Source organism: Streptomyces lacaronensis (genome assembly GCF_047337785.1).
Taxonomy (GTDB): domain Bacteria; phylum Actinomycetota; class Actinomycetes; order Streptomycetales; family Streptomycetaceae; genus Streptomyces; species Streptomyces lycopersici.
Genome location: NZ_JBLHDK010000003.1, coordinates 5,559,999 through 5,578,700 on the forward strand (window position 1 = coordinate 5,559,999; position 18,702 = coordinate 5,578,700).

Annotated in this window: 25 protein-coding genes; 2 read left to right on the plus strand and 23 right to left on the minus strand. The window is 69.9% G+C overall.

Translation table 11 applies throughout. The annotated features are described in order from the left end of the window. On the minus strand, positions 1 to 594 hold the full coding sequence (locus ACMTAK_RS23845; protein ID WP_413808080.1) for a helix-turn-helix domain-containing protein: 594 nt from the start codon (positions 592 to 594) through the stop codon (positions 1 to 3). Positions 595 to 686: 92 nt separating this feature from the next. Between ACMTAK_RS23845 and ACMTAK_RS23850 the strand changes: the two genes are divergently transcribed. Beyond that, entirely contained in the window at positions 687 to 947 is a 261-nt protein-coding gene (locus ACMTAK_RS23850) for a helix-turn-helix transcriptional regulator (protein WP_413808081.1), read from the plus strand. A 239-nt stretch (positions 948 to 1,186) separates the two neighbouring features. Here ACMTAK_RS23850 and ACMTAK_RS23855 read toward each other — a convergent pair whose 3' ends face one another. From ACMTAK_RS23855 to ACMTAK_RS23910, 12 genes are all read right to left on the minus strand, one after another. Further along, positions 1,187 to 1,516, minus strand: a complete 330-nt coding sequence (locus tag ACMTAK_RS23855) for a MazG-like family protein (protein ID WP_413808082.1) — start codon at positions 1,514 to 1,516, stop codon at positions 1,187 to 1,189. Between the two features lie 23 nt (positions 1,517 to 1,539). Then, positions 1,540 to 2,352 carry an endonuclease/exonuclease/phosphatase gene (locus ACMTAK_RS23860; protein ID WP_413808083.1) on the minus strand — a complete coding sequence of 271 codons (813 nt, stop codon included), beginning with the start codon at positions 2,350 to 2,352 and terminating at the stop codon, positions 1,540 to 1,542. After that, complete coding sequence (tmk, locus tag ACMTAK_RS23865) at positions 2,349 to 2,969, minus strand: dTMP kinase (RefSeq protein WP_413808084.1); 621 nt, start codon at positions 2,967 to 2,969, stop codon at positions 2,349 to 2,351. Before tmk ends, ACMTAK_RS23860 begins: the two co-directional genes overlap by 4 nt. Continuing rightward, positions 2,966 to 3,943, minus strand: coding sequence for a radical SAM protein (locus ACMTAK_RS23870; RefSeq protein ID WP_413808085.1), 978 nt, complete (start codon positions 3,941 to 3,943; stop codon positions 2,966 to 2,968). The genes tmk and ACMTAK_RS23870 overlap by 4 nt, the downstream gene beginning before the upstream one ends. 576 nt (positions 3,944 to 4,519) lie before the next feature. Beyond that, positions 4,520 to 4,894 (minus strand): MazG-like family protein, encoded by a 375-nt coding sequence (locus tag ACMTAK_RS23875; protein ID WP_413808086.1) that lies wholly within the window; start codon positions 4,892 to 4,894, stop codon positions 4,520 to 4,522. Between the two features lie 78 nt (positions 4,895 to 4,972). Then, entirely contained in the window at positions 4,973 to 6,301 is a 1,329-nt protein-coding gene (locus ACMTAK_RS23880; protein WP_413808087.1) for a UDP-glucose dehydrogenase family protein, read from the minus strand. A gap of 98 nt (positions 6,302 to 6,399) precedes the next feature. Then, on the minus strand, positions 6,400 to 7,653 hold the full coding sequence (locus tag ACMTAK_RS23885; protein ID WP_413808088.1) for an SIR2 family protein: 1,254 nt from the start codon (positions 7,651 to 7,653) through the stop codon (positions 6,400 to 6,402). 504 nt (positions 7,654 to 8,157) lie between these two features. Then, on the minus strand, positions 8,158 to 8,301 hold the full coding sequence (locus tag ACMTAK_RS23890) for a hypothetical protein (protein WP_413808089.1): 144 nt from the start codon (positions 8,299 to 8,301) through the stop codon (positions 8,158 to 8,160). Then, on the minus strand, positions 8,298 to 8,474 hold the full coding sequence (locus ACMTAK_RS23895) for a hypothetical protein (protein WP_413808090.1): 177 nt from the start codon (positions 8,472 to 8,474) through the stop codon (positions 8,298 to 8,300). Before ACMTAK_RS23895 ends, ACMTAK_RS23890 begins: the two co-directional genes overlap by 4 nt. After that, positions 8,471 to 9,349 carry a Scr1 family TA system antitoxin-like transcriptional regulator gene (locus ACMTAK_RS23900; RefSeq protein WP_413808091.1) on the minus strand — a complete coding sequence of 293 codons (879 nt, stop codon included), beginning with the start codon at positions 9,347 to 9,349 and terminating at the stop codon, positions 8,471 to 8,473. Before ACMTAK_RS23900 ends, ACMTAK_RS23895 begins: the two co-directional genes overlap by 4 nt. Then, a complete protein-coding gene (locus ACMTAK_RS23905) occupies positions 9,346 to 9,951 on the minus strand; it encodes a hypothetical protein (protein WP_413808092.1) in 606 nt (201 codons plus the stop codon). Before ACMTAK_RS23905 ends, ACMTAK_RS23900 begins: the two co-directional genes overlap by 4 nt. A gap of 110 nt (positions 9,952 to 10,061) precedes the next feature. Further along, the gene (locus tag ACMTAK_RS23910) at positions 10,062 to 11,297 is read right to left on the minus strand and encodes a helix-turn-helix domain-containing protein (protein ID WP_413808093.1); all 1,236 of its coding nucleotides are present in this window, start codon (positions 11,295 to 11,297) and stop codon (positions 10,062 to 10,064) included. A 180-nt stretch (positions 11,298 to 11,477) separates the two neighbouring features. Here ACMTAK_RS23910 and ACMTAK_RS23915 point away from each other — a divergent pair, with 180 nt between their 5' ends. Beyond that, positions 11,478 to 11,708, plus strand: a complete 231-nt coding sequence (locus ACMTAK_RS23915) for a hypothetical protein (protein WP_413808094.1) — start codon at positions 11,478 to 11,480, stop codon at positions 11,706 to 11,708. A 274-nt stretch (positions 11,709 to 11,982) separates the two neighbouring features. On the opposite strand, the gene ACMTAK_RS23920 is transcribed toward ACMTAK_RS23915, so the two are convergent. The 10 genes from ACMTAK_RS23920 to ACMTAK_RS23965 all read right to left on the minus strand — a co-directional run bounded on the left by ACMTAK_RS23920 (position 11,983) and on the right by ACMTAK_RS23965 (position 18,643). Further along, positions 11,983 to 12,507 (minus strand): hypothetical protein, encoded by a 525-nt coding sequence (locus tag ACMTAK_RS23920; protein ID WP_413808095.1) that lies wholly within the window; start codon positions 12,505 to 12,507, stop codon positions 11,983 to 11,985. Between the two features lie 3 nt (positions 12,508 to 12,510). Further along, positions 12,511 to 12,780, minus strand: a complete 270-nt coding sequence (locus ACMTAK_RS23925; RefSeq protein WP_413808096.1) for a hypothetical protein — start codon at positions 12,778 to 12,780, stop codon at positions 12,511 to 12,513. Positions 12,781 to 12,793: 13 nt separating this feature from the next. Further along, positions 12,794 to 13,732, minus strand: a complete 939-nt coding sequence (locus ACMTAK_RS23930) for a peptidoglycan-binding protein (protein ID WP_413808097.1) — start codon at positions 13,730 to 13,732, stop codon at positions 12,794 to 12,796. 334 nt (positions 13,733 to 14,066) lie between these two features. Further along, positions 14,067 to 14,384 (minus strand): hypothetical protein, encoded by a 318-nt coding sequence (locus tag ACMTAK_RS23935; protein WP_413808098.1) that lies wholly within the window; start codon positions 14,382 to 14,384, stop codon positions 14,067 to 14,069. A gap of 11 nt (positions 14,385 to 14,395) precedes the next feature. Continuing rightward, positions 14,396 to 15,247: a hypothetical protein gene (locus tag ACMTAK_RS23940; RefSeq protein ID WP_413808099.1), complete on the minus strand. Its 852-nt coding sequence runs from the start codon at positions 15,245 to 15,247 to the stop codon at positions 14,396 to 14,398. A 95-nt stretch (positions 15,248 to 15,342) separates the two neighbouring features. Further along, complete coding sequence (locus ACMTAK_RS23945; RefSeq protein ID WP_413808100.1) at positions 15,343 to 15,675, minus strand: hypothetical protein; 333 nt, start codon at positions 15,673 to 15,675, stop codon at positions 15,343 to 15,345. A gap of 11 nt (positions 15,676 to 15,686) precedes the next feature. After that, complete coding sequence (locus ACMTAK_RS23950; protein ID WP_413808101.1) at positions 15,687 to 16,526, minus strand: hypothetical protein; 840 nt, start codon at positions 16,524 to 16,526, stop codon at positions 15,687 to 15,689. 66 nt (positions 16,527 to 16,592) lie between these two features. After that, positions 16,593 to 16,955, minus strand: coding sequence for a hypothetical protein (locus ACMTAK_RS23955; protein WP_413808102.1), 363 nt, complete (start codon positions 16,953 to 16,955; stop codon positions 16,593 to 16,595). 9 nt (positions 16,956 to 16,964) lie between these two features. Continuing rightward, positions 16,965 to 17,732, minus strand: coding sequence for a hypothetical protein (locus tag ACMTAK_RS23960; RefSeq protein WP_413808103.1), 768 nt, complete (start codon positions 17,730 to 17,732; stop codon positions 16,965 to 16,967). Positions 17,733 to 17,911: 179 nt separating this feature from the next. Next, entirely contained in the window at positions 17,912 to 18,643 is a 732-nt protein-coding gene (locus tag ACMTAK_RS23965; RefSeq protein WP_413808104.1) for a glycine-rich domain-containing protein, read from the minus strand. Positions 18,644 to 18,702 lie beyond the last annotated feature (59 nt).

An 18,702-nucleotide genomic window follows, 5' to 3' on the forward strand; every position in this document is an offset into this window, starting at 1 on the left:
TTACGTGCCCTTGGGTTTGTCCAGGCCCGGGAGCGGCGGGACCTCCAGGCCTCGCGCGGTCATCTCCTCCCGGAGCTCCTGGAGCTGGTCGGTGAGCTCGCGCGCCATCTCCCGGCCGGCCTCCGCCTCCGCGTCCTCCAGCTCCACGCCGTACCGCTGCTCCGCTATGCCCTGCTCCCAGATACGGCGGTAGACGCCGCGGACCCGGCGCTCCAGGTCCCGGTGTCGGCGCGCGAGGGCCAGGGCGGAGTCCTCCGCCCCTCCCTGGCCGCCGAACCAGTCGGTGGCCTCCAGCGGCGCGGCCGACTGCCCGGGTAGGTACTCCACCTCCGCGACGTACCCGGCCGGGAAGATGAGCGCCGCCGGCGCTACCTCGAGGGCCGCCGCCAGAACCAGGACGTCCGCCACGGACACGTCCCGGCGGCGGCCGTTCTCAATGTTGGAGATCACCGTCCGTTGAAGGGCGGGATGTCCGAGACGCGCGCACTCGTCCGCGAGCTGTTGGGCGCTTATCCCCCGCTCCGTACGGTGCCGCCGCACTTCCCGGGCGATGGTCTGGCTTACGCTCGCAGGCCACTCCACTGATTGCTCCACGACGACTCAAAGTACAGGTGGTCTTGCGCAGTAACAACCCATGCCATACAGTCCACGAAAACGACCCAATGATGAGCAGGAGTTGAGCGGAAATGACTCAAGAGGTCGCCGAGGTGACGAAGTCCCTCACGGTGCGGGACCTCCTGGACCTGCCCCCCGTGGTGGACGTGGAGACCGCCTCCCGCGCCCTTGGGATCTCCCGCTCCCACGGCTACAACCTGGCCCGAGCTGGTGAGTTCCCGTGCCGCGTGGTACGCGCCGGCCGCTCCTTCCGGGTCGTCACCGCAGACCTCCGGCGCGTTCTCGGCCTCGGGGACCAAACCGCCGCCAACGAGACCACCGCGGCGGCCTGACAGACCACCATCCCTCCCCCAAACTGGCGGCCCGGCCCTCCCTCCCTTCCGGGCCGGGCCGCCACCCCCCGACCAGCGGGCCCGGGCTCACCCCTGGAGCCGGTCCCGCTACCCCGAGTGGGCCCGTGCCTCCCTCCCCCCCGGAGGCCGGGTCCACTCGCATGTGCGCGCATGTGAGAGGGGCCCCGGCCGCCGCTCCACGGGAAGCGACGACCGGGGCCCGGCCCGGGCGCCCGCGTTCAGCCTTGCGGCGCGGGGATCACACGGTCCACCAGCGCGTCCAAACGCTCCTCGAACGTCTGCCGTGCGTCAGGCGCGATCGTGTCCAGGGCGACCATGCCCGTCACGATGAGGTCCACGAGTTCCTTCTCCACGTCCTGCCAGGAGTGTGAGTGGCCCTTCCGGGGGTTGGCGCCGAGCGCACCGTGTAGAGCCTCCGCGATCTCCCCGTACTCCTCCCCCACCTTCAATACGCGCAGCAGCCGCACGTCTGCCGGCGTGGCGTCCGGGGCCTCCTCGTCCAGCCACTTCCGAATTCGGCCCACCTGCTCCCAGGTGCGTTCTGCCATTGGCTCCTCCTCGCTCATCGTTCTCAGAACAGGGCGGGCACCGCGTCCGAGGCCCGCATTGGGTCAGTCACCGGTAGGGGCCGCGTCGGCTGGAGGCACAGCGACATGGACAGGGCGGAGTGGTCCGTCAGCCGCTCCGGCCCGGTGCGCACCTCGTGGATGTACGAGCAGCCGCGCAGCGCGGGCACCAGGCCGTGGGTGAGGTGGGCGTGGTCGTAGCGGTAGCCGTCTCCGGTCCTGCCCACCCACGAGTACTCCGCGGCCTCGGGATGGAGGGCGCGGAAGGCGTCCCGGTACCGGGCGGTCCCAAGCCAGGTGTAGAAGTCGTACTCAAACCGCTGAAAGAACCGGTATGCCGGCCGGTGGTCCGGCTCCAGGATGTTGAAGTCCCCGATGACCACCTCATGGCGGCCCGGGGCCGTAGGAAGGCCGCGCTGGCAGGCGTCGAGGAACGTCCGCTTCCTCGTCGTCTTCGCCTCCGTGGCGTCCCGGGAGGGCACGTACAGGCCCACGATGGACACGGGCCCGTCGTCAGTCTCCACGATGACCGGCACGGCGCGGTGGGGGAGGTAGTCCGTGACCTGCCCACCGGGGTCGGTGACGAGACGGCTGACAACCATGACCCCGCGCTCCCCGCGCTCCGGCCGAGGGAACGTCACGGAGTACCCGGCCGCCTCGAACCTCCGGGCGAGGAGATCACACCCCGCGCTATCCGCCGTCTCGGTGAGCACGAGCACCGGCTCCGGGCGGGCGGCCAGGTAGGCCAACTGCCGCTCCGCCCGGTCCCTGCTCGGGTTGTTCAGGTTGAACGTCAACACGTCCAGGGTGGTCGTCACGAGCTACCCCTCGTCCACAGTTCTCTCATCGCCGCGACCACGGCGCGCGCGACGTCCTCCGGCCCGACGGTTGAGGCGTCCAATTGGAGGACGCGGACGCCGGCGGCCATGAGGAACCTAGCGGCTTCGTAGTAGAGCGCGCACTCCCGCTCCGTCCCCCCGGGCTCCCGTTCATACCGGCTGTGCCTGGTCCCCCGGGTGTCCAGCCGTTTCATGACGACGTCCGCCCGCGCGTTGACGATCACGGCCAGGTCCGGCATGTCCGCGTGTCGGTTGAGCTCCCACACCACGTCACGGGGGACGCCGTCCATGACCTGGAGGACCAGGGAGGAGGGTACGTACCGGTCGCACACCACGATCTCACCGCGGGCGAGCGCCGGCCGGATCTCCTCCTCCACGTGCCGGTACCGGTCGGCGGCGATGAGGCACGCCATGCTCATACCTCGGTACTCCTCCGTGCCGTGGCGGGCGAGCTCCCCGAGCGGGCTGCCGCTCGGCTCCCGGGTGGCGTACACCGGTAACCCCTCCTGCGCGCGGAGCTGCTGGACCACGGCGGCCGTGACGGTCGACTTCCCCACACCACCCGGGCCATCCAGCGTGATGAACCGGCCGCTCATGAGACGCCGACCACGGGAAGGACGCGGGAATGTCCGGGCACGGTGGGGCAGAGCTCCGTGTCCACCGCGCCGATCCGCTGCCCGGAGGCCACGACGGCGGCCGGGCACCCCTTGCCGCAACCGTCGCTCAGGGAGCACCCGCCACAGGTCGGGTTGTCCCCGACCGTCCACCGCTCATGGAACCGGTAGCCGTCGAGGCGCGCGGCGATGTCGTTGTGCTCCCACACGTTGCCCACGATGAAATCCGTATCCGGATGCTGGCTCACCCGCGTCCGCGCGGCGAACACCAGGTATGGGCAGACGGTGACCTCCCCCTTGGTGAAGACGTAGATGATCGTCCCGGCGTCACAATTGGCCAGCGGCTTGGAGTCGTTCGGGAAGCGGATGTGTACCAGTTCCAGGTCCTCATCCGCGAAGGGCATGGTGAGCTGCTGAATGTGCCGCATGTGGTCATCCGGGCGGCGAAGCTTCTGCGCCCCCCGCGCGGCGCCGCGACCCATCTCCCCGAGAGGGTTCATCAGCACATACGTTGCACCCTGCTTCTTCGCGAAGGCGCAGAGTGCCGCGTACTCCTGGTCCTCCGCGAGGTTGTTCGGCGTGCACAGCAGCCCCTGGAGGATGCCGGCCCGGGCGAACCGCTGGACGGTCTCCACGGTCTCCTCGAACCCCTCCGGCCGGCCGCGGAACACCCCGTGACTTTCCGCGGAGAACCCGTCCAGGGAGACGTTCAGGTGGGCGCCGATCTCGGCGAGGTAGGTGATCTGCTCGTCCGTCACGAGGGTTGCGTTTGTGCAGATGCCGACGCCCATACCGGCGTCGTGGAAGGCGGCGGTGACTTCGAGTAGGTCCTCGTGCATGAACGGCTCGCCGCCGGTGAGGGTGACGCGGTTGACCCGGGCCTCCGTGAGCTGCGGGATCAGCCGCTCCCGGACGGCCTTGAGCGGCATGTACTCCCCGCGCTTCGTCGCGGACACGAAGCAGTGCCGGCAGCTTTCATTGCAGGGCTCGCAGACCTGCACGAGGGCCTTCCGGTGTGGGTGGTCGACGCTTGTTCGGAAGTAGCAGGATGCGGCCTGTCCACTGTTGATGATCGGGCGTGCGGTCATCTGATGACCTCCGTTGAGGGTGGTGAACCCGCGCCCCGACCATGGACGGCTGGGGGCGGAAGTCTTGATCAAGCTGGGACATACGTCAGAGCGGCGCGCACTTGTCCTCCAGGCGGCGTATGTACGATTCGCAGACGTGGAGCGGAGCCGCCTGGTCGGCTCTTTCCATCGCGCCGAGCCGCAGGGTGGGGACGTCGAACCGCTCGCACCACAACCAGCAGGAACGATTGACCCATCGCCGTTGCACGGGTACGGACCCCCTTCCCCCTGCCCTGCGGTAACGGCTATGGCCGTGGTGCTCCGCCCCAGTGGACCGTCCTCACCGATAGGGCAACCGGGGCGGAGCTGCCCGCCTGCCTCCGGCGGGCGTTGCCGGGACGGGCGGACTTGCGGAACCCTGCGTCAAATGAGAGTCAACGCCTGGGGTCTCGCAGCCGTGACGGCTCAGGCCGCCATGGCCTCCAGCGACTCACGGCCCCGGCGGGTTCGCCGGAACAGCACCGTGTTGAACAGCTCGGGCGCCTCGGGCCCGTTGATGTAGCGCAGGGCGATCATGGAGGCGAGCACGGCACCGACGAGGTCGTTGGACACCTCCGCCCAGTCATGGTCGTCGTCGCACGTCGTCAGGCCCTTGATGCCGTGCAGCGCGTGCATGGCCTCGCCGGCCTCCTCGGCCACCTTGCCGACCTGTAGGGACCTCAGCTCCTCCTCGGGAAGGTGAGCGCCCGCGCTGGCGCAGACGTCTGAAAGGCTTCCCACGATCGTCCACAGCTCGGCCAAGGTCGTGTCACCCGTGATCTGCATGCTCGGCTTGTTCACGGTTGCTCCTCCACTCCACGCCGACGCGGTCCTTCCGCCCCGGCACTCCCTCGCCCGGGCGGGCGCGGGAAGTCTCGACTACAGGGGCTGACGCGAGGGGCGGCCGAGCTGGTGGACTGTCCAACCGGCGCCTACCCACCACTCCGTGTTCAGGACGTTCCGCAAGTCCACGGCCACCCGGCCCGCCGCGACCGCGGCCAGCGCGGCCGGGTCCGCCTGCCGGAACTGGGGCCACTCCGTGCCCGTCACGATGACGTGGGCACCGCGCGTGGCCTCCTCGACAGTGGCCGCGTACTCCAGTTCTGGGTGTCGCTGCGCGGCTGTCTCCAGGGCATGTGGGTCATGGACAATGACGTGTGCCCCGCAGTCGTACAGGCGACTGGCCACGGCCAGTGCTGGGGACTCGCGCACGTCGTTAGTGCCCGCCTTGAACGCGGCACCCCACATGGCGATTCGCGCCCCGGTCAGGGGCCGATCAAGCGCGCCCTCGACCAAGCGCACGGCCATGTCCGGCCGGGCCTCATTGACCGCCTCGGCGGCGAGCAGCAGCCGCTCAGCGTCCTTGACGCCCAGTTGGTGCGCGGACGCGGTGAAGGCGCGCACGTCCTTGGGCAGGCAACCGCCGCCGAATCCGATGCCGGGCATCATGCCCTTGGCGCCGATGCGCGGGTCGATGCCCAGCGCCTCCACCAGCGTCATTACGTCCGCCCCGGCTGCGGTGCACATCTCCGCCACCGCGTTGATGAACGACAGCTTGAGACCGAGGAAAGTGTTCGCGGCCCCCTTGATCAGCTCCGCGGTTTCCGGGGTCGTCACGATCAGCGGCACCTCATCGGCGAGGATCGGCGCGTATACCTCCCGGACGGCTCGCTCCGCGCGCTCGCTGGTGACTCCGGCGACGATGCGGTCCGGCCGCAGCGTGTCCTCCACGGCGTGGCCCTCTCGCAGGAACTCCGGGTTCCACACCACCTCTACGTCGGTCCCGGCCGGGGCCAGGCGCTGTACCAGCGTGGTCAGGCGGGACGTCGTCCCAACGGTCACCGTCGACTTGCCCATGATCGTGCACGGGCGGGTCAGGTGCGGGGCCAGCGCCCGAGCGGCACCAAAGACCTGGCCGGTGTCATAGGAACGGCCATCGTGGGCGATCGGGGTGCCCACAGCCAGAAAGTGCACATCCGCGAAGTTGGCGGCCTCTTCCATGCTCGTGGTGAACCGCAGCTGACCGCTGCTGGTGTTCTTGGCCAGCAGGTCAGGCAGTCCGACCTCATAGATTGGGGCCTCGCCCCGGTTGAGCTGGGCGACTCGCTCGGCGTTCAGCTCCACGCCCAGGACCTCGTGCCCGAGGTGGGCCATGCCGGCGGCGTGCGGGATTCCAAGGTGCCCGCAGCCAATGACGGAAACGCGCATGCGTGTTGATCTCCTTCAGGGACGGCGGCCCCGGAGTGGAGCCGCGCGCAACTCGCTGAAGCTACGGGCGTCACGCGCGGCTCACCGAAACGTAAAGGTCACACGGCCATGTCGGCGGCCCGGTGGACGCCCAGGACATGGCACAGCCGGCGCAAGGCCGGGGTGGCGGAGGAACGCACGATGACGTCACCCTCACGCGCACCCTCAATCAGGTACGGGCGGTACTCGCCGGCCTCCTCCAGGCCCTCCGTGTCCAGGAAGAAGACCTTCATCCCGCGCCCCCTGGCCCGGGCCTGGACCGCGCGCCGGTCCGCGTGCAGCCCGATCACCAGCAGCGCCTTCGCGCCGTCGATGAACGGCACGGGCGGCACCTTCTGGTCGTAGCGGCGCAGGAAGCATTCCGGGAGCCCGGCCCGCGCCGCGAGCAGATCGAAATTGTGCTGGAGCACCGGGCCGACGAAGTGGCCGGCGTCGTGCAGCGCCTTAAGCGAGTGGTGAGCCGCGGTCGGCTGCGCGAGGAAGCACGCGCGGAACATCTCGACCAGTTGCTCCGCCTTCGCGCCCGGCACGAGCAGCAGCTCCTCCACCAGCTTGTCCGCGGCCGGCGTCATCGTGAAGGCGTGGTCTTGCGTCATCGCGTTGTCCTTGCGCTGCGTCACCCGGTACACCTCGTGCAGGAAGTGCAGCGGAGGCACACTGGCCTCGATGCTCGTGCCGCAGCCGATTTCCACCTGGAACGGCAGGAGGTCCGCCAGCGCCGATAGGTCCGGCGCGTACTCCGGGTTGCCGCGCGCCTCCTTGACGCGCATGCCGCCCGCGAGGACGTTCCACGGCAATTGACGCACGTCCCTGGTGACTTTGAAGTCCTCGGTGATGAACGTCAGATCCACGGACCGGAAACCGGCAGGGGTCTCCCGGCTCGCGCGCTCGTCCTGCGGATGCTCCTCGTGCTCAGCAACAGTGACCTGGAGGTCACCGAGCTGCCATGTGTCGTCGCCCTTCTGGCGCCACCGGCCCTCGGCGAGCCAGCCGGTGATGGCGTCTCGGTAGGTCTTGATCTCGTCTGCCGGGGCCATGATCGAGTGGTACAGGTATAGGTCCGCCAGGACCAGCCGCGGAACCGGGAAGGTGTAGTCCAGGTCATACCGGTACCGGTAGTGGACGATGCGGCGGCGGCCCTGGGAGTCCTCGGACCAACCGGACTGTTCGGCGTTCGTCGGGTCCTGGGTCCGGCGCCAGATGCCTTCTTCGATCGAACGCGGCCGCTCGTGGCTGCCGCCGGCGAAGTGCTCGATCCACATAGCCACCTGCTCGTCGGTGAGGTGGTCGATGACGCTGTGAGGTAGGAACACCGTGTTCCCCTTGGGGATAGTTCGGATGTTTCGGTGTCGTCGAGGTTGCCGACGCGTCATGCGGCCCGCTGGTCTGCGCGAGCCGCCTTCCCCGGCCGCCCCTCGGGTGAGGCGCGGCCGGGACTGCCCCTCTGGCTGTCGTCACTCCCCCACGGAGGGGCAGCCAGGGAACTGGGCCCGCCCTAGTCCGGGGACCACACGACGGGGTGCGCGGGTCCGGGCATTGGAGCCGGATGGACTCGTGCCGCTACCGGTCCGCTGCTGTCAAACGGCCAAGGAAGATCCGAGTGGCGTCGCCTGCGCGCCATGCGCTGAGGGTCATATGTGCCTCTCTGGACGGGTGAGGGGACTCCGGCCCGCAGTTCCCGGGTCGGGGCCGGAGTCCCTGTCCTGCGGCCAGCAGCCGCGCCTGGCCGCGCCGACCGCAGGTTGTCTGAAGGGTGGGCCGCCAGCGCGAAGTCCAGCCCGGGGCGGGGAGCCCGGGCCTCCGACGGCCCACCCGGTCTATGGGTCCGGGGTGCTCGCGATGCAGAGGTAGACGGCGAGCACCAGCAGCGCGGGGACCAAGGCGGTCAGCAGGGCCGTCCGGGCGGTGCGGAAGGCGAGCAGCCCGGCCCGCGCGGCAGGTGAGCGCCGACGATGCCTCATCCGGCGTCACCTCCCGACCGTGCCTGTCGTGCGGCTTCCTCGTAGGTACGTAGCAGCCGCCCGCCCTCCAAGCAGACGGCGCCGGTCGTGCGGCAGGCCGGACAGCCTGCGGCGTGCTCCAGGGCGGCGCGCCACTCGGTCTCGGCGGCTGGGCCCAGCAGACTCGCTGTCATGCCGTCAGCTCCTCCAGGAGAGGATCGGATTTCGGGTCCGGGTCCTTGTCCAACTGCTCGAACCGCCTGCGGGCTATATCCAGCAGCTCGGCGCTCGCCTGGGGGTCTTTGGCCGCGGCGAGCCCGGCGGCCAGACGACGACGCGCCGCCTGGCTGTCCGCTCCGGTGGTGTAGATGGCGCTCCAGGTCTCCTCGGCGAAGACCTCTTGGTCGTGGAGTTGGAAGCGATACAAGCTGCCGTGCGGCGGGATGGCTCCAGCCTGGAAAGGCACCACCAGGACCCGCGTGCCAGAGGTCCCCAGCCGCTGTAGATAGGCCATCTGCGCGGCCATGGCCGCCGGGGCCGCGAACGTCCTCACGAGGATTGCCCCGTCGAGGATGACGGTGACGTCCTGCCGTGTCTGGTCCGGGAGCACGGTATGCGGTGTGACCCGGGGCGGCTGGGTGGCCGTTGTCCGCAGCGTCAGAAGGTCCACGGGGCATCCGGTGGTCTGCACGATGCGCGGGATGGTGGCCGAGGCGTAGACGCAGATGGCGGATGCGTGGTGCTCGCACGCGCGCAGTCGGTCCACCCAGCCTTCGGCGTTGTCGTGGATGGTGCTCGCCCGGCGCTTGGGGTCTCTCGACTGCCAGCCTGACCACCGCAGTGTGTCCACGATGGTGGACCAGTCGGTCATCCCGTAGACCCTGGCCAGCGTGGATACGTCTTCCCAGCGCTGTGCCACCTGACCGGTCTCCATGCGGCTCAGTTTGGCCTCCGAGCCGCGGATCGCCTCGGCGGCCTCAGCGGGCTTGATGCCCTTGGCCAGCCGGAGCGAGCGCAGGTAGGCGCCCAGTACTAGGGCTGCGGGGCCGCGGTCGGGGATGGTGGTCATCGGGACCGCCGCCCCTCGTGCTCGGCCGCCGTCGCGCTGGTGAGGGGCCGCGGTCGGCGTCTGGTGTAGAGCGGCGCATGTGGGGGGCAGGCATAGGTGACCTTGCCGACGTCGCTGCGGCCATCCTCCACGTCGACCGGGATCGGCTCGTCGGTGGGCAGTTGGCAGCGGTAGCAGAGTTGGCGGCCTACCGGCATGCGCCCGTACTCGGCGCGGTCGGCTTCGGCCAGCGCCTCCCACAACTCCCCCGCGTCGGTCAGGTAGCGGTCGGCCGATAGCGGCACGCGCCAGTGAGTGCGGAGGCCATCCGTCCAGGAGACGGGCGGTACGCCGAGGTAGGTCCTCTCGTCGGCGAGTTCGGTGAGGACGCGGACTTGCCGGAGGTGCCAGCTCGTGGCCGATCCCACCTTGACGAGCCAGTACAGGGGTCCGTGCTTGTCCTGGATGACGGCGCCGGTCTCGTCACCGAGGGCCTTGAGGGCGCGTTCGCCGATGTTCGACGGGGCCTTGACGGCGTCCCACCATTTGCCGACGGGTAACGCCTCGACGTCCACAGCAGGCGGCGGTGTCCACAGCGCGAGTGTTCTGGGTTGGATCTGCACGGGGTCCCCCGGCGTCATCGGTGAGCAAGTGATGACCGACCGTAAGGGTGTGGCGTGGGGCACAGAGGTACACCCTGTACCCCCTCGCCGAGGGGTACGGTTCGTACCCCTCACGCGGCCATCGGCAGCCCCATCTCCCTACGCAGGCGCTCGGCATCGCGCCGGACCGTAGCCGGACCGGACTCGGCTAGGTCCGCGATGGTCGATCGGGCGAAGAGGTTGTAGCGCGCAGTCTCAACCGACTCCTCGCACGCCTTACCCAGCAGATGCACCACCGCGACCGGCTCCCGCTCCAGGCTGTACGCCCGCGCCGACTCGATCAGGTGGAAACTGCGTCGCGTGGCCGACTCCATCGGCGACACGTCCACTCGCCCGGCCGCCTCGACTGCCCCGCGCCCGCTCACAAGGTCCGCTTCCATGGTGATCGCGTAGGCGTCGACCATGCCTTGCCCGAAGATCAGGTACGGGTGGGCATAGCCCTTACCGAGCTTCTTGGCCGCCTTGTCGGCCCGGTCCCAGAAGCGCTCTGCGTCGCCACGCCTACCGACTTTCGCGTAGGACAGGGCCGCCGCCAGCTGGAGCAGCCCCCATCGCGCGAGGTCTTCCCCATCGTCGTCGGGGCGCAGCAGATCGGACGCTTTCATCGCCAGATCAACGCGTGCATCATGCCGCTCTCCCGCGTCCCGGAACACGTGGTTCATGTACCAAGCTGCGCACGCGATAGCTTTCGGACTGTCCGCGTCCTGTGCTGCGGACATCGCACGATCACCGGTGAGCATCACCAGTTCGGGAACGGGCTGGAAGGACAGGTACAGCTGTACGAGATGGTACGTCTCGGCGAGAGCGACGAGCACGCGCCGCCGGTCCGTGCCTTCGTAGACGCGTGCCGCGTGCTGGAGATCAGCGAGGAGGTCCGGCAGCACGACGGCGATGCGCGTCCTGTGCTCGCCGATGCCGTGCCACAACTGCCACGCCTGGCGCACGTTCGACAGAAGGACGTCGATTGCCTCGGGTTGCTCATCGTGGTCGTTGAAGTGGTAGTTCGTGAGCGCTGCCTTGACGGCGGGTAGGGCGTTGTGCGCGGCCTTGGTGTAGCTGGAGGTGGTCAGGCGCTCGTCGCCGGTCAGCTCTGCGAGGTCTTCCACGCCGAGGACATCGGCGAGGCGGAGCAGCAGCGGGAGGCGTGGGACGCCGAGGCGCCCGGTCTCGATGGCCTTGACCCACTCCGCGCTGCGCCCGATAAGGCCGCCGACGACGGGGCGTGTCTGTCCGTTGCGTTCGCGGCGCTTCTTCACGCGTTGGCCGAATGTGGTGGGGACGCTTGGGGTGTTGGTGCTGTCGGGCATACTGGTCTCCTCGTTCTCAAGCTCGCACTTGGAACGGTACCCGCGGTCGACTCCGCTGGTACGGCTGAACGGCCCCCATTTCGGTGGGGGCCGTCGCGCTTCGTTGACACGACGAAAGCCCCCTCGCCCGGCCCAGAGGCCAGACGAGGGGGCGACCAGCGACCGGCTTATGATCCGGCCGTGGACATCCCCGACAGACTCATCTCCCTCCAGACAGCCGCCGACGCCGAGCACGCCAAGCTCACCGGCCGCGACGGCGACGAGCACACCACCCAGTGGAAGACCTGGTTCGAAGCCGCGGCCACCGTGCAGGCTGCCGTCACCGAGCACGCGAAGGAAGCCGGGCTCAACCGCTACGAGCTGGAGGCCGCGCTCAAGAAGGCCGTACGGCATCCCGACGACGGAGCATGACGAAACGCCTCCTCCGGCCGAAGCCAGAGGGAGCAGACCTTAACGAACGCTGTGAAGATTTCACGCCTGGAGTTAAGGGTGAGAGACGGCGCCGATCGGCAGTGAGCGCCGCCGGGCTGGTCCAGTTTCGCTGACCTGGCCCGGCCTGGTGGGCCCGTCATCAGCGCTGCTCGATATTCACCTGTTCGAGTGAAGCCGTGATCCGGGACCGGGGAGGCTCGGGCCCGCCCCGGGGCAGACGAGGGGTGGGCGCTCGGCCAGTGGGTCGGGCCGGTCAGGTGCCAGGGACGGCCGGGGGACGGTCGGGCCGGTCCGTGTCCCCCGCGTCCCCCGTGGTGTCCTCGCTGGTCACGTCGGGTTGTTCCCCCGCTGTGTCCCCGGACCGCGGCGCCGTGTCCCCGCCGGTGTCCCCTGGGGGGACAGCCGTCCCCGGGGTGCCGGGTGCACACTCCTCCGGGCACAAGACGGCCAGCCGCGCGTTCGCCAGGTCCACCGCGTCCCGCAGGCTCTCGCCGCTGTTGGGGTAGAGCTCGTGCATGACGCGGGCGAGGCCTTCCTCCAGCACGCCCATACGGCCCTCCAGGCCCACCATGCGCTCCATGACGCCGGGCCGGGCCGGGACGCCGGGCCGGGAGGGTTCCCCCTGCCAGTCGTCAATGAACTCGTCCACGCGGCGGCCGAGCCGGACTACTCCGCGGACGCCACGCCATGCCACGGTCACCAGGCCCCCGGCGAGGGATACCGCCCCGCCCCATACCAGGACCGTGTCCAGGGCGGGGATGCCCGTCTCGGCCGCCACCGACTAGACCCCCTTCGCCAGGGAAGCGGAGTTCGTCGCGCCGCGGAGTCGGGCGAACAGGCCCTTACCGAAGGCCAGGACGGCGCCCACGCCCCCGGCCAGGGCCGCGTACCACATGGACCCATTGAGCGGCTGCGTCACCACCACACCGCCGATGAACGACTGGAGGAACGTCGTGAGCACGCGCTCCAGGAGGTCCCGGGCGTAGGTGCCGGCCGTCTTGATGACGGTCTCGGCGCGGGGGAGTTCGGGAAGGCCGAGGCCACTGGACATGAGCGGTCCCCTTTCAGGAGTGGAGGAGCTTCCAGGTCAGCGGGCCCGGGTAGCCGTCCGGGTCCGAACGGAGCTCGGCGCGGGAACGCTGGAAGTCCGCGACGTTGCGCCGGGTGTACTCGGTGAAGCGCGGCCCGGGCTGGTAGCCGTTGCCGTCGTGGTGCTTGTTGAAGCCCTTCGCGATGAGCCGACGGTCCAGCTCCGTCACGGCCGGGTTGCTCTTGCCGAGCACGAACGCGCCCGCGCCGGGGAAGGGCGGCGCCTCCTGGCCGCCGCCGCTGGAGCCCTCCGGGATGTGGAGCTTCTGGCCCGGATAGATCGTGTACGGGGCGCGGAGGCCGTTGACCTTCGCGAGGTCCTGCCAGGAGACGTCCAGGCGGCGGGCGATGACGGCCAAGGAGTCCCCGTGCCGCACCACGTAGACGTCATCCGGCGGGGCCGGTGCCTGGCCGCCCGGCCGCGGGGCGCCTTTCTGCACCCACGCGTACAGCTTGTCTCCCGGGCACTCGGTGGAGTAGCCGTCCCGGTGGCCGCCGATCCAGTCGCCGGCGTCCCCGTCCCGGCGGAGCCAGTCGATCGCGTCCCGGAGGCCGTGGAGCATGGCGTCCGGCGGGGTGGTGAGTCCCTTGGAGCCGAGGAGGGCGCACACCGCGTAGTCCCGGGAGTTGAGCGCGGCCGTGCCGTTCGCCCCCGTGCGTTTGTGGGAGCCGCGCCCCTCGAACACGTACCCGTGCTCACAAACGAGCGCGGTGTACGCGATGTCCACGTAGTTCTCCGCGGTGTTGGCCAGGTGGGCGGCCCGGATGCTCCTCACGTAGTCGTCGCACTTGCTGTGCACGCGGGAGCTGTACTCCGTCCCCAGGTAGTGGATTTTCACCCCCCGTGCGGACGGGAGATAGGAGGCCGGGGATGACGCCGGAGCGCCCCAGTCCTCACGCTGGACGAACTTCACCGTGACCACCTCCAGGCGGGCCGGGCGGAAGAGTGCAGGGGTGTGAGGCGGACGGCCGTCACGGCCGCCGCCTCATGGATGGATGAGGAGCTGGTGGGGGCGCCGCTCGAGACGGCGTGAGCCGCCTGGTGGCTTTCGGTTGCCAAGAGGTCTCCCGTGAGGGGACGTTCCTTGGCCCGGCCCAGAACCAGCGGCTACCGGGAGTGTAGCTGTGGGCCGGGGATGCTCCCCGGCCCTCGTCAGGGGCCGCTACTCGGCCGGCTCCTGGCCCTCCTGCGACGGGTGCACGCCGGCCTTGTCGAAGAAGTAGCGCAGGGTCAGGGCCCTTAGCGGGTCATCCGCCGGTGGGCTCCGGGCCCTGGTAGCCGGAGAGGGTCCGGGCCACGGCATCGGAGAGTCCGGCCGTCCGGAGCTCGCCGTACGCCGCCTGTGCCGCGGCGGTTTCCGCCTGGAGGATGGCGGCCCGGCTGGACTCCACCGCGGCCTGGATGTCGGCCCGGGCGGTCTCGTACTCCTCCGCGGTCACCAGGCGGCCCGGCTTGGACAGGAGGGGTTCCTCACCGCTCGTGGTCTCGATCAGGCCAGTTGACCCGTCTTGGAAGATCACGTAAAACACCGTGGCCTCCGGGACCTCAGCACCTTCGATCAGCACGTCACGGCTCCTTAAAGGGTGAACATCAGGGCTCGTATGAACACCTGGATTCGGTTGTAACTGGCGCCTCCGCTACCGCGGCCGACCGAGACGGGGAAGTTGATCGTTGCCGTGGCGCCCACCGCGAGGGAGGCGGTGTGCCGGAAAATCTTGGTGTTCTGGACGTGCTGGTCTGTGATCGCGGTGGTGCCCGTGTTCCGGAAGTAGCTCATCTCGTCCGTGTCCTGGCCGGCCGCCGCGCCCGCGCCCGCGGGGAGGTCAAAGTCCACGTCGGACTCCCGCTCCACGATCAGCATGACCGGGCGGCACGGGTCGGGGTTCGCCACGGGGAAGGTGAAGGTGTCCGCCACCACATCGAACTCGGCGGGCACCGTGACGTTGGCGTAGTCCCGCATCTCGGTGTACTGCGCAAAGTAGGCCTTGCCCGCGGGCTCACCACGCAATACGCCGTTGGCATCGCACGTGACCACCGTGCCGTTGGTCTCCGGCGGACACGCGAATGGCCACGCTGCGGTGGCGACCGCCAGCGGAGCGCCGCCGGACCCGTCACCGGTCAGGCCGCACCCGGCCGTCACGGTGGCCTCGCCGGCCGGCACGTAGAGGCTCCCGTCCGGGTTGATGGTGAGGTTGTTCCCGGCCTGGCCGGAGACGTTCGCGCCGATCACGCCGGTTGCCGGGTTGTAGGTGGCGCCGGGCCCGGCCGAGAAACACGGCCTCACCTGGTCGCAGGTGACCGTGCCACCGCCGCCGTCCGCGCCGATGACGTAGGGGGCTGAAGGTGAGCCGTTGCCGGTGACGGTGACGCCCGGGCCGGCGGTGACCTGGCAGGTACAGCGGGAGCCGCCACATCCGAACTGAGCCATGGGAGCACTCCGGGATTACGGAGGGGTGATAGCCCGGCCCACAACCAGCGGCGATGTACGTGAGTCTATCTGCGGCACGTGGCCCCGATAGGGCGTCAGGCGGTGGCCGGCGGCTCCTGCGGGGGCTGGTAGCCGGAAAGCCGAGAGGCCACGGATGCCGGGATGTTGGCGGCGATCAACGCGTCATACGCCTCCTGCGCCTCCCGCTGCCACTCCGCCTCCTCCGCGGCGATACGTTGCGCGTTCGCCGCGTTGATCCTTTCCAGCTCGGCCCGGTACTCGTCCTCCGTGACCACCCGGCCCGGCGAGGGCAGCGCCGGGGAGCCAGGCTGGTCCGCCTCCCATGACGTCATGTAGATGCTGCCGTTGTCGAGGATCGCGTACAGGGTCTCCATGGCCGGGGCGCCCGGCTCAGCGGGAGCGGTCATCAGGCGTTCTCCTATGCCGTGAAGAAGAAAGCGCGCAGGATGGCCTGCACACCCGTGATGTTCGTGGTGCCCTCGGAGCGCCCGGCGGTGGCGTCGAAACACACCTGAATGTCGGCACCCGGCGCCACGATGCCGCCGCCGAGGACCTTCGTGGTCTGGTCGTGCCACCCCTGGTAGGTCTGGTTCGAGAGGTTTCGGATCCGGGTCATGTTGTCGCCCGTCTGCCCGGTCTCAATGGCGGCGCCCGGGCCGAGGTCCACGGTGATGTCCACCTCGCGGGCCAGGAGGAGCGTCGCCGGGCGGCACGGGTCCGGGTTCGTGAAGGTGGCACAGAACGTGGCGATGACCTCGTTGGGCGCGGTGGGCCCGGCCAGGGGCGGGCTAAACGTCTGAGTGAAGAACTGCGAGTTCGACGAGGAGTACGGTTTCGGGTCCCCTCGTAGCTGGCCCGTTGCCGGGTCACAGTAGATGCCGCTGCCGTTGCTGACGTCGCACGCGTACGGCCAGGCCGCCACGGCGGCCGTGAGCGGAGCCCCCGCCGTACCGTCGCCGGTCAGGCCGCACCCGGTCTCCAACGGCGCCGGGCCGGGCACCAGGAGGCCGCCGTCCGTACCGATTTCGAGGGTGTTCCCGGCGTCCGTGGAGGGCCGCGCCTCAATCACGCCGGTTGCCGGGTTGTAGGAGGCACCGGGCCCGGCCGAGATGCACGGGCGGACCTGGTCACACGTGACCGTGCCGCCGGTGCTGATGACGTACGGGGCGCCGTTGGAGCCGTTGCCGGTGACCGTGACGCCCGGGCCGGCGACGACTTGGCAGGTGCAGCGGGAGCCGCCACATCCGAACTGAGCCATGAGCAAATCTCCGGGGTGCGGAGGTGGAGGCCCGGCCCACAACCAGCGGCTATGTAGGGAGTCTAGCTACGCGCTGCTCGTGCTGGAGGTGGCCGCCGGGCCGGTGTAGCCGGAGAGGCTGCGGGCGGTCGGCTCGGGGACCCCGGCCGCGGTGAGGTCCTGGTACTCCCGCTCCTGGCGGGCGGCCTCCTCCTCCGCCATCGCCTCCAGGCGCGCCGTGTGAGCCTCCGCTATGGCCGCCGTGAGCCGGTTGTACTCGTCTTCCGTGATGATGCGGCCCGGCCGGGAGAGCTCGGGGAGGTTCCCTCCGGTCACGATGAGGGAACCGAGGGAGCCATCCTCGTACTGCACCCACGCCTTCACCGGCTGCGGATTGGGCTCGTAGTCCGGCCACGGCCACGGCCAGGGGATGCCAGGGATTTCGGTCATGACGGGACCTCACAGAGCCAGGAGGAAGACGCGGAGGATGTAATTGATGCGGTAGTAGTACGCGCCGCCGGAGCCCTTCCCGACCGAGGCCCCGAAGCCGACCGACACCGACGCTCCCGGAGCGAGCATCCCGCGCGAGAGGAGTTTCGTGGCCTGCGAGTGGACACCGGTCATGGTGCTGGTGCCGGTGTTCCTCATGTAGAACGTCTCATCGCCGTCGAAGCCGGTGGCCCCACCGGCGCCGGCCGGGAGAGCCATCCACACGTCCACTTCTTGCTCCGCCAGGATCATGGCCGGACGGCAGTCGCTCGGGTTGGTCACGGACGCGCTGTAGTTGTCCACGACCGCCACGGACCCCGATGGGATATCGCGGTCCGGGAACGTCCGCTCCTCGGAGAACGTAGTGAAGGAGGCCACCGGGCGCGGCTCGCCGCGTAGGACGCCGGACGAGTCACACGCGATGATCGTCCCCGCGTCATCCACGGGACAGGCGTACGGCCACGGACTGGTGGCCGCCTGGACGGGGGAGCTCGCGGAGCCGTTACCGGTCAGGCCGCACCCGGTGAGGACCTGGCCGCCAGCTGTGGGCACCAGGAGCCCGCCGTCCGGCCCGATGATGAGGTTGTTCCCGGCCTGGCCGGAGAGGTCCGCCGCGATTTCGCCCGTGGCCGGGTCCAGGTCGATCCCGGGCCCGGCGGTAAAGCACGCCCGGACCGTCTCGCACGGGATCTCCGCACTCACCCGGTAGGGGTTCGCCGGGGACCCGGTGCCGCTCACCGTCACGTTCTCACCGGCGACCACCGCACAGTTACACACGCCGCCGCCGCAGCCGCATCGAGCCACAGGAGCCCACCGTCCTCACGGGAGAGTGTCCTTGGCCCGGCCCACAACCAGACGGCGCGCACCGTTGAGTCTATCGACGCACCGCCCACCAGCCGCCGGACCGCTGGTCAGGGTCAGCCGTAGAGCTCCACAAACACGGCGCCGTTGTTGCCCTTGGTGCCGTTCGTGGAGTTGCCGTCCCGGGCGAGGCCTCCGCCCGCGCCGCCGCCGTAGCCGCGGGCAGCGCCGCCGCCACCGGTGGAGGCCCGCTGGAAACCGCCGTGCCCCATGTGCGACTCCCCGCCCTCACCGGCCAGGCCCTCATTCCCGTTGATGCGGAACGCGCCGCCACCGGCGCCGCCGCCCATGGTGATCTGCCCCGATCCCGCCAGGGGGCCGGCCGTACCGGAGTAGCAGACGGGCGTGTTCCCGGCCGACATGACGGCCGTACCACCCCCGCCGCCGTTGGCGGTGACCAGGCCGCCGAAGCTGGAGCCCCCGCCGTTCCCGCCGTCCGAGTTCGGGCCGCCGGCGTCCCCGCCGTCGCCCACGATCACGGTCTCTACCGGGCCGAGGGAGGCGGCGGAGAGCAGGGACTCCGAGTAGCCACCCCCAGCGCCGCCCGGCTGGCACGCCAGGAGGTTTTGCCCAGCCGACGCCCCGGCCGCGCCACCGCCGGCCGCCTGGCAGCGCACCCGCACGCGGGCCAACCACGGGTAATCCGCCTTGCGGAACTGGTACGTACCCGGCTCGTTGAAACGGAGGATCTGGCGGAGGCCGAGGCGGCCGGGGATGAGGCAGAGCTCCCCGGTGTCAGTCACCGTGAAGTAGTCGTCACACACGCACACGCTGGCGATGGAACTCACCCCTTCGGGAGAGAACGACGGCCCGGCCCACAACCAGCAGCGCGACCAGCAGAGTAACC

Coding starts and splice junctions, on each gene's coding strand:
- ACMTAK_RS23850 (WP_413808081.1), top strand. CDS start 687: ATGACTCAAGAGGTCGCCGAGGTGACGAAGTCCCTCACGGTGCGGGAC.
- ACMTAK_RS23855 (WP_413808082.1), bottom strand. CDS start 1,516: ATGGCAGAACGCACCTGGGAGCAGGTGGGCCGAATTCGGAAGTGGCTG.
- tmk (WP_413808084.1), bottom strand. CDS start 2,969: ATGAGCGGCCGGTTCATCACGCTGGATGGCCCGGGTGGTGTGGGGAAG.
- ACMTAK_RS23880 (WP_413808087.1), bottom strand. CDS start 6,301: ATGCGCGTTTCCGTCATTGGCTGCGGGCACCTTGGAATCCCGCACGCC.
- ACMTAK_RS23890 (WP_413808089.1), bottom strand. CDS start 8,301: ATGAGGCATCGTCGGCGCTCACCTGCCGCGCGGGCCGGGCTGCTCGCC.
- ACMTAK_RS23895 (WP_413808090.1), bottom strand. CDS start 8,474: ATGACAGCGAGTCTGCTGGGCCCAGCCGCCGAGACCGAGTGGCGCGCC.
- ACMTAK_RS23900 (WP_413808091.1), bottom strand. CDS start 9,349: ATGACCACCATCCCCGACCGCGGCCCCGCAGCCCTAGTACTGGGCGCC.
- ACMTAK_RS23910 (WP_413808093.1), bottom strand. CDS start 11,297: ATGCCCGACAGCACCAACACCCCAAGCGTCCCCACCACATTCGGCCAA.
- ACMTAK_RS23925 (WP_413808096.1), bottom strand. CDS start 12,780: ATGTCCAGTGGCCTCGGCCTTCCCGAACTCCCCCGCGCCGAGACCGTC.
- ACMTAK_RS23940 (WP_413808099.1), bottom strand. CDS start 15,247: ATGGCTCAGTTCGGATGTGGCGGCTCCCGCTGTACCTGCCAGGTCACC.
- ACMTAK_RS23945 (WP_413808100.1), bottom strand. CDS start 15,675: ATGACCGCTCCCGCTGAGCCGGGCGCCCCGGCCATGGAGACCCTGTAC.
- ACMTAK_RS23950 (WP_413808101.1), bottom strand. CDS start 16,526: ATGGCTCAGTTCGGATGTGGCGGCTCCCGCTGCACCTGCCAAGTCGTC.
- ACMTAK_RS23955 (WP_413808102.1), bottom strand. CDS start 16,955: ATGACCGAAATCCCTGGCATCCCCTGGCCGTGGCCGTGGCCGGACTAC.